The 12,207-nt window shown below is 73.3% G+C and carries 12 protein-coding genes; 6 read left to right on the top strand and 6 right to left on the bottom strand.

Going from position 1 to position 12,207, the window contains the following annotated elements; all coding sequences use genetic code 11:
• Window positions 1-29: 29 nt before the first annotated feature.
• Window positions 30-608, bottom strand: a complete 579-nt coding sequence (locus ACFZCY_RS08995; protein WP_391170493.1) for a TetR family transcriptional regulator — start codon at window positions 606-608, stop codon at window positions 30-32.
• 116 nt (window positions 609-724) lie between these two features.
• A complete protein-coding gene (locus tag ACFZCY_RS08990) occupies window positions 725-1,600 on the bottom strand; it encodes a GH25 family lysozyme (protein WP_391170491.1) in 876 nt (291 codons plus the stop codon).
• 246 nt (window positions 1,601-1,846) lie between these two features.
• Between ACFZCY_RS08990 and ACFZCY_RS08985 the strand changes: the two genes are divergently transcribed.
• Entirely contained in the window at window positions 1,847-2,380 is a 534-nt protein-coding gene (locus ACFZCY_RS08985; protein ID WP_391170489.1) for a MarR family transcriptional regulator, read from the top strand.
• Window positions 2,381-2,496: 116 nt separating this feature from the next.
• Here the strand turns inward: ACFZCY_RS08985 and ACFZCY_RS08980 are convergent, their stop codons facing one another.
• Complete coding sequence (locus ACFZCY_RS08980) at window positions 2,497-3,267, bottom strand: hypothetical protein (protein ID WP_391170486.1); 771 nt, start codon at window positions 3,265-3,267, stop codon at window positions 2,497-2,499.
• A gap of 390 nt (window positions 3,268-3,657) precedes the next feature.
• Between ACFZCY_RS08980 and ACFZCY_RS08975 the strand changes: the two genes are divergently transcribed.
• The 5 genes from ACFZCY_RS08975 to ACFZCY_RS08955 all read left to right on the top strand — a co-directional run bounded on the left by ACFZCY_RS08975 (window position 3,658) and on the right by ACFZCY_RS08955 (window position 9,710).
• On the top strand, window positions 3,658-6,834 hold the full coding sequence (locus ACFZCY_RS08975) for a nitrate- and nitrite sensing domain-containing protein (RefSeq protein WP_391170484.1): 3,177 nt from the start codon (window positions 3,658-3,660) through the stop codon (window positions 6,832-6,834).
• The gene (locus ACFZCY_RS08970; RefSeq protein WP_391170482.1) at window positions 6,831-7,316 is read left to right on the top strand and encodes a roadblock/LC7 domain-containing protein; all 486 of its coding nucleotides are present in this window, start codon (window positions 6,831-6,833) and stop codon (window positions 7,314-7,316) included. The genes ACFZCY_RS08975 and ACFZCY_RS08970 overlap by 4 nt, the downstream gene beginning before the upstream one ends.
• The gene (locus ACFZCY_RS08965) at window positions 7,313-7,714 is read left to right on the top strand and encodes a DUF742 domain-containing protein (protein WP_391170480.1); all 402 of its coding nucleotides are present in this window, start codon (window positions 7,313-7,315) and stop codon (window positions 7,712-7,714) included. The genes ACFZCY_RS08970 and ACFZCY_RS08965 overlap by 4 nt, the downstream gene beginning before the upstream one ends.
• A gap of 4 nt (window positions 7,715-7,718) precedes the next feature.
• Entirely contained in the window at window positions 7,719-8,360 is a 642-nt protein-coding gene (locus ACFZCY_RS08960) for an ATP/GTP-binding protein (protein ID WP_391170478.1), read from the top strand.
• A gap of 75 nt (window positions 8,361-8,435) precedes the next feature.
• Window positions 8,436-9,710 carry a styrene monooxygenase/indole monooxygenase family protein gene (locus ACFZCY_RS08955; RefSeq protein ID WP_391170476.1) on the top strand — a complete coding sequence of 425 codons (1,275 nt, stop codon included), beginning with the start codon at window positions 8,436-8,438 and terminating at the stop codon, window positions 9,708-9,710.
• Between the two features lie 10 nt (window positions 9,711-9,720).
• Here the strand turns inward: ACFZCY_RS08955 and ACFZCY_RS08950 are convergent, their stop codons facing one another.
• From ACFZCY_RS08950 to ACFZCY_RS08940, 3 genes are all read right to left on the bottom strand, one after another.
• Window positions 9,721-11,040, bottom strand: coding sequence for an NlpC/P60 family protein (locus tag ACFZCY_RS08950; protein WP_391170474.1), 1,320 nt, complete (start codon window positions 11,038-11,040; stop codon window positions 9,721-9,723).
• A gap of 253 nt (window positions 11,041-11,293) precedes the next feature.
• Window positions 11,294-11,560: a hypothetical protein gene (locus tag ACFZCY_RS08945; protein WP_391170472.1), complete on the bottom strand. Its 267-nt coding sequence runs from the start codon at window positions 11,558-11,560 to the stop codon at window positions 11,294-11,296.
• Window positions 11,561-11,587: 27 nt separating this feature from the next.
• Window positions 11,588-12,207 (bottom strand): TetR family transcriptional regulator (locus ACFZCY_RS08940; RefSeq protein ID WP_391170470.1); only part of this gene is annotated, 620 nt, incomplete at its 5' end.

The raw sequence follows: 12,207 nt of genomic DNA, 5'->3' as shown, positions 1-12,207 counted from the left end.
GGCCGGGCCCTTCTCCCGCATCCGGGGTGCTACACCCGCGCCGGGCACGCCTCCGCGACCAGCGCCCGCGCCGTCTCCCGCGCCGCCTCCGCGAACTCCGGCCGGGGCTCCAGCGCCGCCGCGGCCATCGCCCCGTCGACGACGAGCGAGATCTGGAGGGCGAGCCGCGCGGGGTCGGCGGCCCCGGCCGCCCGGGCCAGCTCGGTCAGCCAGGCCCGTACGGCGCGCTTGTGCTCGACGGTCGCGGCGTGCGTGTCGGTCCCCGGCTCCGACTCGCTCCCGGTCCTGACGAACGCGCAGCCGCGGAAGCCGTCCCGTACGGTCGCCGCGACCAGCGCGTCGAAGAGGCCGGTGAGCTGGTCGCGCGGATCGGGTCCGGCCGCCTCGGCGGCCTCGGCCAGGGCCCCGCGCCAGTGGGCGTCCGTCGCGCGCAGATAGGCCTGGACGAGTTCGTCCTTGCAGCGGAAGTGGGAGTACAGCGTCGCCTTGGCCACGCCCGACTCGGCGATGATCCGGTCCACTCCGACACCCCGTGCGCCGTGGGCGTCGAACAGCTCGGTCGCGGTGGACAGGATCCGGTCGCGGGCGGAGGGCCGGGTGCCGCTCATGGTGACGCTCCTCGGATGGGCCGGGGCGGCCGGAGGATACGGCCGATGCCCTCCAGCGTACAGACGGACCTGTCCGTGCACTGGAGGGCGAGGAGCACCGGGTGTGTGGGGGCGTCTCAGCCGTTGGCGAGCGCCTTCAGCCGGTCCAGCGCGCCGTTGAACAGGTTGTGGTCGCCGACCGTCGGGCCGGAGGAGGTGTACTGCCAGATGGTGTGGAAGCCCCAGCCCGCCGGCAGCTCACCGACGGAGGAGCCGTAGCGCGGGATCCACAGCGGGTTGACGGCGCCGAAGGCGCTGGAGTTGCCGGTGCAGCTCTTCCACCAGCTGGTGGAGGTGTAGATGACCGGGTCGCGACCGGTGCGCGCCTTGTAGGTGCTGGTGAAGTCCTTGATCCAGCTGACCATCGCGCTCGCGCTCTTGCCGTAGCAGGTGGCGCCGTAGGGGTTGTACTCCATGTCCAGCGCGCCCGGCAGCGTCTTGCCGTCCTTGGACCAGCCGCCGCCGTGGTCGACGAAGTAGTCGGCCTGGGCGGCGCCGGAGGAGTTGTCCGGCAGGGCGAAGTGGTACGCGCCGCGGATCATGCCGACGTCGTACGAGCCGTTGTACTGCTGGGCGAAGTACGGGTTGGTATAGCTGGTGCCCTCGGTCGCCTTGACGTAGGCGAACTTGACCCCGCTGCTCCAGAGGGTCGACCAGGCGACATTGCCCTGGTGGCTGCTGACGTCCACGCCTTCTACGGTGGCGAGCAGGTCGGACGGCGGTTCGCCGGTCGTGGAGCCGCCCTCGTGCTTGAGGATCTGCGAGCCCGCCCAGTCGTCCTCGGGGTGGGGGATGGCCTTCGTACCGCCGTCCACGGCGGCCGGGTCGTCGTCGGCGAACGCGGGACCGGACAGGGCGAAGGTCGCGGTGAGGAGAGTGGTGAGGAGGGCGGCGAGCAGGCCGATCAGCGCACTGGGGGTGCGCCGGGTGGGGCCGGGTCTGTGTACAGGCATGGCGTGCCTCCGAAGCCTCGGTGGGGGGAACGGGGAAGACATGCGGTCGGGCATGCGGTGGAGCATGCGATGGGGCATGTGATTGGAATGGCCATGTCATCAATGACGCTACGGGCGTAGATAGCGACGGGGAAGGGCTGGAGCGGGCTGCCGTTGGTCTAATCCTGCGAAATACTGATGGAGCTGCGGTAACAGCCGTGCGTGCAAGAAACTTTCACGATGTGAAAACCCGGAGAGGGCTCTGACGTGCACAACAACGGGGCAACGCCCCCCGAGGAGGGTGAGGGCGGCACCGTGGGCGGAATTGGTGTGGACCATGCGTTCCTGGCGCTGGAGCGGGAATTGGCGGTCTTCCTCCGCCGCGCCCGCGCCTCCTCGGGCGAATTGGCCCGCGAGGTCCACCCCGACCTGGAATCCGCCGCGTACGGGCTGCTGATGCGCCTGGAGGACGCGGGGGAGCAGCGTGCGACGGACCTCGCGGCCTACATCGGTGTGGGCAAGGCGACGATGAGCCGTCAGCTGCGCGCCCTGGAAGGGCTCGGGCTGGTGACCCGGGCGCCCGACCCGGCGGACGGCCGGGCCTTCCTGGTGCAGCTGACGGACGAGGGCCGGGCCCGCTTCCGGCGGGTCCGGATCGCGCGGCGCGCGCGGTACGCCCGTCGGCTCGCCGCCTGGGAGCGCAGCGAGGTCGCCGAACTCGCGCGGCTGCTGCACCGGCTGAACAGTACGCAGGAAGCCGACGAGCCCGGGCAGACGACCCGCGTGGAGCGGGACCTGTAGGGCGCTCATGTACGTCAGGATCGGCGAACCGCGCCGATCCGGCGACGTGGACGTGGCGACTGCGGTACCCGGCCCCCGGATGAGCCGGTGTCAGCCCTGCGGTTCGACGGCGTCGGCTACGGCTCGACGAGGACGGCCGCCGCGTCGTCGTGGGCCTTGCCCCGAGGGAAGGCCGTCCGGTCCGGGTCGGCGCGCTCCGCCGCCCGCACCCGGTCGATCAGCGCCTGCGGCCCCTCCTTGCGCAGCAGCCCGAGGCAGGCGGCCCAGTCGCCCTCGCGGAACACCTCGACCCAGCGCGACGCCCCGTCGGTGAGCGCCGCCAGCGCCCGTACCTCCGTACGGGGCAGGCTGCCGGTGACCGCCTTGGCGGCGACGGCCGGGTCGGCCGCGGCGGTGAAGAAGCCGCCCTCGAGGTTGCGCAGCGGGGCGACCCGCCGCCCCTCGGCGCGCAGCCGGTCGATGCGGTCGTCGAGCACGGCCGTCACCCCGCCCCCGGTCCGCTCGATGAGCAGGGCGGAGTCGGAGAGCACCAGGTACTCGACCCGGTCCGCGTCCCAGCGCGCCACGACCACGGTCGCCTGCGGGGTGAGGGGGTGAGAAAGGTCACAAGTTGAACGATGTGCCTCGGCGGTACGCGCGATCGCGTACGCGAGGCAGCCGGCCAGAGTCGTGTCCCACCGCGAACCGGCCAGTTCGAGCAGCGCACCACCGAGCCGGGCGGTGTACCAGGGCACGCCGTGGGCGCATCCGGCGTCGCCCTCGGGCGGAGTCACCCCGTCCAGCACCACGAGCGCGCCGCCGTGCCCGGACGCGGGCAGGGCCACGGAGGCGTAGTCCTCGTTGGGGCGCCGCGGATCGCCGGGGGCGGTCGCGAGTTCGATGCGCATGCGGTCAGTCTGCCGGACGGCCGCCGGTCGCTCCCGCTCCGGGGCGCGGTCGGGGAGGCGGTCGGAAGGACGGCCGGAAAGGCGCGCGGACAGGTCCGCGGGAAGGTGGGCAGGGGGATGCGCATCCTGCCAGGACGGGCAAGCGTTTTCCACCCCGGGAAATTCGGCCGCCGGGTATGGTCCGTGACGAAAGTTGGTGCTCAACTACGCAATGCGGTTCACTCGTTCGGGTGGGCCGGGTGGGTGATGCGCACCCGCCCCGGAGCCGTCCCTGGAAGGGTCGGATTCCCTACCAGAGGTGGGGAAACGCAGGAGTTGATGTGTCGTCACCTCTGGCACCACAGCGGTCTGGAACCACAGCGGTCGGGCGAGAAAAGATGGTGAGCACCGGTGCGGAAGAAGCGGCTTCGGGGCACCAAGCGCGAGCACATCAGCGAGCCCCGCGATCAGCGTGAGCAGGGGCACGCCCAGCGGGCCGGCGGGCTCCCCCCGACGGCAGAGCCCCCTCCGGTGGCAGAGTCCTCGTCGGCGGACGGATCCCCTCCGGCAGCCGGGTCCCCTTCGGCAGCCGGGGCCTCCTTAGCCGCGGGCTCCCCGCCCAGAGCCGCGGCCCCACAGCCGCCCCGGGGACGCCCCGCGCGCGTCCGCAACCGGCTGACCGCGTCCGTCGCCCTCGTCTCCATCGCCGTCCTCGCCGCCGGTGCCCCCGCCGTCCTCAGCGCCCTCGACGACGCCACCGAGGCCCAGAAGCTGGTCGACCTCGCCGAGGCCAACCGGGGCACGGTGGCCCTCGCGCACTCCCTCGCCGACGAACGCGACGCCATGACCGCCTTCGTCGCCGCTGGCCGCACCACCACCGCCGGCGGCGGCGTCTCCGAGGACCAGCGCGCCCGCGTCGACCGGCAGGTCGCCGAGGTGCGCGGAGAGGTTCCGGCCGCGCTCGCCGCGCGCTTGAGCACCCTCCCCGAGATCCGTCAGCAGGCTCTGACGGGCAAGGGCTCGTCCCTCGACGTCTTCGACGCGTACACCGAGGCCGTCCAGGCGCTGAACCGGGTCGCCGACACCCTCGCCCGCAAGCTCCCGGCCGACGCCGACACCGGACCCGCCCCCGCGCTGGCCCCGCTCGGCCGCGCCGTGGAGGAGGCGTCCGCCACCCGAGGGCTGCTGCTCGCCGCGCTCGCCGACCGCGGCGGCCGGGCCCCGCTGACCGCGGCCGCCCAGCGCACCCGGGTGCGCGAGCAGTCCGCGCTCGCCGACTTCCACCAGCTCGCCCCGGCCTCCGCGCGCGACGCCTACGACCGCACCGTCAACGGCACCGAGGTCACCACCGCCGAGCGCTACCTCGACCGGCTCACCGATCAGCCCCACCTCTCCGGCCAGGAGCTGTTCATCGACAAGAGCCGCCTCGAAGCAGCCCTGACCGCCCGCATCGACCGGATGCGCGGGGCCGAGTCCGCGCTCGCCTCCACCGAGATCACCCGGCTCGGGCAGCTGCGCGACGACGACGTCACCGCCCTCGAGGTGAGCATCGCCCTGGCCGGTGCCTGTCTGCTGCTCGCCCTCGGCACCAGCATCCACAGCGCCCGCTCGATGACCCGCCCGCTGGCCGCGCTGCGGCTCGGCGCCCGCCGGGTCGCAGCCGACCCGGCCGCCGAGGAGCCGATCGCCTACAAGGGCCGCAACGACGAGTTCGCCGACGCCGTACGGGCCGTCAACGAACTCCACCAGGCCGCGCTGCGCCACCACGAGCGGCTGACCCGGCTCGACGGCGACCGCACCCGGCTGGTCGGCGAGCGGCAGCGGCTGGCGGACGAGGCGGCCGAGCTGCGCGCCGAACGGGACGCGGTCGCCACCCGGCTGGAGGGGCTGCGCGCCCGGGTCCACAGCAGCTTCGTCAACCTGGCGCTGCGCAGCCTCGGGCTGATCGAACGCCAACTGGCGATCATCGAGTCCATGGAGGAGCGGGAGCAGGACCCCGACCGCCTCGAAACGCTCTTCCAGCTCGACCACCTCGCCACCGGCATGCGCCGCTACGGCGAGAACCTGCTGATCGTCGCGGGTTCCGAGCACCAGGCGAACCACCCGGGCCCGGTGCCGCTGCTGGACGTGCTGCGCGCCTCGATCAGCGAGGTCGAGCGGTACGACCGGGTGCACATCCAGTCGCTGCCGCCGCACGCACAGGTCGCCGGGTTCGCCGCGGACAGCGTCAGCCATCTGATCGCCGAACTGCTGGAGAACGCCACGACGTTCTCGCCGCCGGACGCGGCGGTGCAGGTGTCCGGCTGGCTGCTGGAGAGCGGCGAGGTCATGCTCTCCGTCCAGGACGAGGGCATCGGCATGACGCCCGAGCGGCTCACGGAGCTGAACGAACGGCTCGCCGACCCGGTCCCCGAGTACTGCCAGGGCCCGCAGCCGGACGATCCGCTGGGACTCGGCCTGTACGTGGTGACCCGGCTCGCCGCACGGCACGGCGTACGGGTGTCGCTGCGCGAGCAGCAGCCGGGCGGGGTGGCCGCCATCGTCGTCCTGCCCACCAAGATCCTCCCGGCGGGCCCGCCCGGCGCCGGACTCCCGCCCGCCCCGCCCGCCGCCGCGGGCGGCGCGCTCGGCGGCACCGGCCTGCCCGCCTTCCCGGGCGCCGCGGCCGAGGCCAACGGCAACACCCTCCCGGCCCACGGCCGTCCGTCCGTCCCCGCAGCGGCCGCCGAGCCGGAGGGCGCGCCCGCATCGGCCGTACCGGGCCAGCGCGGTGCGGCGGCCGCCGCCGCGGCGGATGTCGGCGACGCGGACCGTACGGACCGTACGGAGCGAGAGCCCGAGCCGGCCCCCGGCGAGCCGACCGCCACGGGCGTGGACGCGGGTCCCGAGGCGGTGTCGTGGGCGGCCCCCGGCGAGGCCTGGGCGGGCGCCGAGGACGAGGACCTGTACCTCATGGAGCCCACGCCGCCGCGCGGGCATCCGGCCCCCGGCGCGGGGGAGGAGCTGCCGGTCCTGCCGAAGCGCACCCCGAAGGCGTCCAGCGCCGACGAACCCACCGACTCCGCCGGGCCGGTCGTCGAGCGCACGATGGAGCTGACCGTGCCGGGCGGCGAGCAGCCGTTCGACAGCCGCGCCGTACGGCCCGCGGGCGCGGACGCCTGGGGTCCGGCCGGTCCCGCCGGGCCGTCGGAGCGGCGGGAGGAACCGGAGCCACCGGAGCCGCGGGATCAGCCCCGCGACCCGTACGCCATCGGCCCCGACCAGCACTCCCACGCCCCGGAGGCGACTGGCCAACTGCCCCGTACGGGCAAGGGACTTCCCAAGCGGACACCGCGGAACGTGGCCCGCCGCGACCTCGACCCGCAGGAGCGCACGGGGTCGGTGAACGCGGAGGAATTGCGGCGTAGGCTGGGCGGGTTTCAGCGCGGTGCGCGGGACGGCCGCCGGGACGCGGAGGCCGAGATCGCCACACGTGGCACGGCCGGACAGCGCGGCACGGACGGGCAGAGGGGAACGGACGGGCAGCGGGGCACGGCGCAAACGGGGGCGCAGGACGGGGGCGGCACGGTTGAGGAGGCACGCGGGTGAATGCGCCCAGTAGTACCTACGGGTTGAGTTCCCAGGCCCGTAATCTGCACTGGCTGCTGTCGAGCCTGGTCGAGGAGGTGCCCGGCGTCCGCTCGGTGGCGGTCGTCTCGTCCGACGGGCTGATGCTGCTGTCCTCCGACGCGCGGCACACCGCCGCCCCCGCGGGCCCGGCGTCCCAGGACGGCCCGAAGGGCTCCACCGCGGACCTCGCGACGATCGTGTCGGGGCTGGGCAGCCTGACGCTCGGCGCGGCGAAGCTGATGGACGGCGGCGGCGTCAAGCAGACGGTGGTGGCGATGGACGAGGGCAGTCTCTTCGTCATGTCGATCAGCGACGGTTCGCTGCTGGGGGTGCACGCCACGCCGGACTGCGACATGTCCGTCGTCGCGTACCACATGGCGCTGTTCGTGGGCCGGGCCGGGCATGTGCTCACCCCCGAACTGCGTTCGGAACTACGGAGGTCGCTGGAGTCGGCGCAGTGACGGCAGGGTCCGGCCGGGCCGCCCGCAGACCGGCCCGGGTGCGTCCGTACTCGCTCACCGGCGGCCGCACCCGCTCGGGACACGTGCTGCTGGTGGAGACGTTCGTGGCGTCGCTGGAGCCCGCGGACGGGCCGGTCGGTCCGGTCGAGCTGGTGCCGGACGGCACTCCGGGGGCGCGGATGCTGCCGGAGATACGGGCCATCATCGAACTGTGCCGCAGGATGCGTTCGGTCGCGGAGGTCTCCGCGATGCTCAAGATTCCGCTGGGCGTGGTGCGCGTCCTGCTCAGCGACCTCGCCGACCAGGGAAAGATCCGTGTGTACGGCACCGGGCGGGGCCCCGGACAGCCGGATCGCGCGTTGCTCGAAAGGGTGCTCGTTGGACTTCGCAGACTCTGAGACGATGACGGTGACGCCGCCGCATGTGTCGGAGATACCCGGCGCCGGTATACCCGGCGCCGAAGAACGGCTCCAAAGCTGGCAGACGGACCGCTCACGGGCGCCGATCGCCACCAAGATAGTGATAGCGGGGGGTTTCGGCGTCGGGAAGACGACGTTCGTGGGCTCGGTCTCGGAGATCACTCCGCTGCAGACCGAGGCCCTGATGACGCAGGCCAGCGAGGACGTGGACGACCTCGGCGCGACGCCCGAGAAGCTGACCACGACCGTCGCGATGGACTTCGGGCGGATCACGCTCGAATCCGATCTGGTGCTCTATCTCTTCGGCACCCCGGGCCAGCAGCGGTTCTGGTTCATGTGGGACGACCTGATGCGCGGGGCGATCGGGGCGGTCGTGATGGCCGACACCCGGCGGCTGGAGGACAGCTTCCCGGCGCTGGACTACTTCGAAAGCCTCGGCCTGCCGTATGTGGTGGCGGTCAACCACTTCGAGGGGACCCCGCTCTACGGCCCGGAGGACGTCCGGGACGCCCTCTCCGTATCGCCGAAGGTACCGGTGGTGACGATGGACGCCCGGCAGCGGGTCACGGTGGTGGACGCGCTGCTCGCGCTGGTGGGTCACGCCGTTGACGTTTCACCCCAGTGAACTAACCTCGGCTCCGCTCGCGGAATGGAATGCCCCGTTCCTCTTCCTGTCCTGAGCCTGAGAGAGAGTCACGTCATGCGGAAGATACTCATCGTCGGAGCCGGCCAGTCCGGCCTCCAACTCGCCCTCGGTCTCCAGGCCGAGGGCTACGAGGTCACGTTGATGGCCAACCGCACGGCTGACGAGATCCGCTCCGGGCGCGTCATGTCCACGCAATGCATGTTCCGCACCGCGCTGCAGCACGAGCGGGACCTGAAGCTCAACTTCTGGGAGGACCAGGCGCCGCGCATCGAGGGCCTCGGCGTGTCCGTCGCCGGACCGCCGACGCCCGAGGGGCCCCACTCCCGCGCCGTCGACTGGGTCGGGCGGCTCGGCGGGTACGCCCAGTCCGTCGACCAGCGGATCAAGATGGCGGGCTGGATGGAGCTGTTCGAACAGCGCGGCGGCCAACTGGTCATCCACGGTGTGGCCGTATCCGACCTGGACTTCTTCACCCAGAGCCACGATCTGGTGCTGGTGGCCGCGGGCAAGGGCGAACTGGTCTCGCTCTTCGGCCGCGACGCCGCCCGCTCCCCGTACGACACCCCGCAGCGCGCGCTGGCCGTCAGCTACGTGCACGGTCTCGGCCCGCGCCCCGAGCACCCGGACCTCGACGCGGTGCGCTGCAATCTGGTCCCCGGCGTCGGCGAGCTGTTCGTCATGCCGACCCTCACCATCAGCGGACGCGCCGACATCCTCTTCTGGGAAGCCGTCCCGGGCGGCCCGGCCGATGCCTTCCACGGCGTCACCGACCCGTCCGACCACCTGGCCACCACGCTGGAGCTGATGGAGCGGTTCACCCCCTGGGAGTACGCGCGGGCCACCAAGGTCGAGCTGACCGACGCGGGCGGCACGCTCGCCGGACGGTACGCCCCGACCGTACGCAACCCGATCGGCGAGCTGCCCGGCGGCGGCCTGGTGCTCGGCGTCGCCGATGTCGTGGTCGCCAACGACCCGATCACCGGCCAGGGCTCCAACTCGGCCGCCAAGTGCGCCGCCTCCTACCTGGACAGCATCGTCGCCCACGGCGACCGGCCGTTCGACGCGGCATGGATGCGGGAGACCTTCGACCGCTACTGGGCGACCGCCCGGCACGTCACCAAGTGGACCAACACGATGCTGGCCCCGCCGCCCGGGCACATCGTGGAACTGCTCGGCGCGGGGGGCGACCTGCCGCCGGTGGCCGACCGGATCGCCAACGGCTTCGACGACCCGGCCGACTTCGAAAACTTCTTCTACGAACCGGAGAAGACGGCGGCCTATCTCGCCTCCCTGCACCCAGTGGACGAGGCGGACGCCGAGGCCTCCTGACCCCGGGCGGCTAGCCTCGGGCCGGCCCCGGACGGACCACACCCTGTACCGGATTGGACGCCAGCGGGGAGAGCCGCACCGTGGTGCCGGGCCGGGGCGCCTGCACCACCTGGCCGCCTCCCGCGTAGATCGCCACATGGCTCGCGCCCTTGTTGTAGATCACCAGGTCGCCGGGGCGGATCTGGCTGAGCGAAATCCTCGGCAGCCGCCGCCACTGCTCCTGGCTGGTGCGCGGAATGGTGCGGCCCGCGTGCGCCCATGCCTGGGAGGTCAGTCCCGAGCAGTCGAAGGAGTTCGGCCCCTCGGCGCCCCACACATACGGCTTGCCGATCTGGTTGAGCGCCCACCGCAGCGCCCGCTGCCCGGCCGACGCCGAGGCCATCGGAAGCCGCCCGGGGGTCTTCGGCACCACGGGGGTGGTGGCCGTGCCGCCGCCCGTGCCGCCCGTGCCGCCCGTGCCCCCGGCCGGGCCGCCCGGGGGCTGAGCGGTGTCCGCGCCCTGACCGCCGGCGTCCTGACCGCCGCCCGTGCCCGTGCCCGTGCCCTGGTCCTGGCTTTGACCCTGGCCCTGGCCCTGGTCCTGGCCGGGGTCCGGGAGGGGCGGCGGGGCCGCGGCGCCCTGGGCCCGGCGGGTGGCCCCGCCCAGCGCCCCGGAGGCGAGCAGCTTGCGCTGCCGCTTCTCGGTCTCCTCGCGCTCCTTCTCCGCCACCTGGGTGATCTGGCGGGCGGTCAGCGAGGCGAGCATCTTCTCAATCTTCGTCAGCCGCTTCTTGACCTTGTCGCGCTGTTTCTTCTTCTTCGCACTCAGCGACAGCTGCTTGTCCAGGGCGGCCCGGGCCCGGGTGGCGAGGGCGTCGGCGTGCCGCTCGCCCTTGGTCAGCCGCTCCACCACGGCGGCCTCCCGGCCCGCCGCCCGGTCCAGCTCGCGCGCCTGGTCGACGGCGTCCTCCGGATGCGGGGTGAGCAGCGTCAGCAGGAAGGTGTACGCGGAGAGCTGGGTGTGGCCCTGGTACTGCTGACGGGCCAGCCGCCCCGCATCCTCCCGGCTGGCGGCCAGGTCGGTGCGGCTGCGGGCGAGGTCGTCGGTCAGCTCCCGGGTCTTCGCCCGCTGTCTGCGCAGCTTCTCCTCGGTCGCGTTGTACGCCTCGGTCGCCTCCTCCGCCTTCCGGTACAGCGTCTTGAGCTGCGTGAGCAGCCCGGCGACGGACCGGTCGGCGGGCCGCGCGGAAGGCTGGGCGGGGGCGGCCGTGGCCGCCGGGACGGGCGGGACGAGCGCGGCGGCGGCGGTGATCGCTGCCGCGCAGACCGAGCCTACGATCCGTCCTGACACGGGCTCACACCTCCGGCTGCGGGAACGGGGTCCGACGACCACCTCAGCAGGAACGCGGCGTGACAGTCGTATCTTCTGGGGAATGATGGGCAAGTCGGCCCAATACGGTCACCCGTGTGGAGGGCGATCGCGGGCGGTGGAGCGCCCTTCGGGCGCATCGTTCAGCGGCTTCGGGCGCGCCACTCCGCGGTTTTCGGGCGCGCCGCTCAGCGCCCTTCGGCCCCGCCGCCTCAGCGGCCCTCGGCCACGCCGCTCAGCCCGGCTTGGACCACGGCCACTTCGGTCCGCTGCCCGGCCTGCCCTCCGGGTCGTACTCGTAGGCCCAGCCCCGGATCAGCCCCAGCCGCCGGGAGGTGCCCGCCGGGACGCGGCGGTAGACGTACACGGTCGGCGGCCCGCCGTCCTCGTCCGGGACCGGCACCTCGTACGTCTTCGGCGGCTGCCCCGTGGCGCCGACCAGCACCGGCAGCACCCGGCCGTCCAGCGGCCCGCCGACGAACGGCGTCTCCTCGCTCCTCACCGCACCACCCTCACCGCGTCCGGGGCTTCACAGCAGATGCCGCGCCTCGTCGAACACCGGCGCCACGCGCCGCACCAGCGCGCCCACCGGTCCGTGCGCGGGCTCCGCGGCGAGCGCCGCCCGTATCACCCGGGCCGCTTGCGGATCGGTCGCCGCGGTGGCGGTCAGCAGCGCCACGAAGTGGTCCACCAGCCAGTCCCGCAGTTCCCGGGCCGACGGCTGCTTGTTCTCGTCCAGCCAGATCAGCGAGGCCGCCTCGACCGCCGTGATCCAGGTGCGCACCATCATCCGCAGCCGGGCGCCGGGTTTCTCGGCGGGCTCCTCGGCCGTCAGGTGCAGCAGGATCTCCTCGGCCGCCGCCCGCCGCACCTCGTCCACGATGGCGCTCGTCCGCGAGGTCTCGGCCACGCTGCCACCGTGCAGCAGGGCGCTGAACCCCGCGTCGTGCTCGTCCACGAAGCTGAGATAGCGGTCCAGCACGTTGCCCAGGCGGCCGCTGAGCGGGCCGGTCCGCGGCTCCTCGAAGCACCCCTCCAGCTCGTCGGCGGCGCTGCGCAGCGCCGCCTCGTACAACTGCTGCTTGCCGCCGGGGAAGTAGCGGTAGACGAGCGGGCGGGAGGCCCCGGCGGCCGAGGCGACATCGTCCA

Source organism: Streptomyces sp. NPDC007983 (assembly GCF_042958345.1).
Lineage (GTDB): Bacteria > Actinomycetota > Actinomycetes > Streptomycetales > Streptomycetaceae > Streptomyces.
Note: the sequence above shows the minus strand (reverse complement) of the source record. Positions and strands in the feature narration are given on the sequence as shown.

Coding starts and splice junctions, on each gene's coding strand:
- ACFZCY_RS08995 (WP_391170493.1), bottom strand. CDS start 608: ATGAGCGGCACCCGGCCCTCCGCCCGCGACCGGATCCTGTCCACCGCG.
- ACFZCY_RS08990 (WP_391170491.1), bottom strand. CDS start 1,600: ATGCCTGTACACAGACCCGGCCCCACCCGGCGCACCCCCAGTGCGCTG.
- ACFZCY_RS08980 (WP_391170486.1), bottom strand. CDS start 3,267: ATGCGCATCGAACTCGCGACCGCCCCCGGCGATCCGCGGCGCCCCAAC.
- ACFZCY_RS08960 (WP_391170478.1), top strand. CDS start 7,719: ATGACGGTGACGCCGCCGCATGTGTCGGAGATACCCGGCGCCGGTATA.
- ACFZCY_RS08955 (WP_391170476.1), top strand. CDS start 8,436: ATGCGGAAGATACTCATCGTCGGAGCCGGCCAGTCCGGCCTCCAACTC.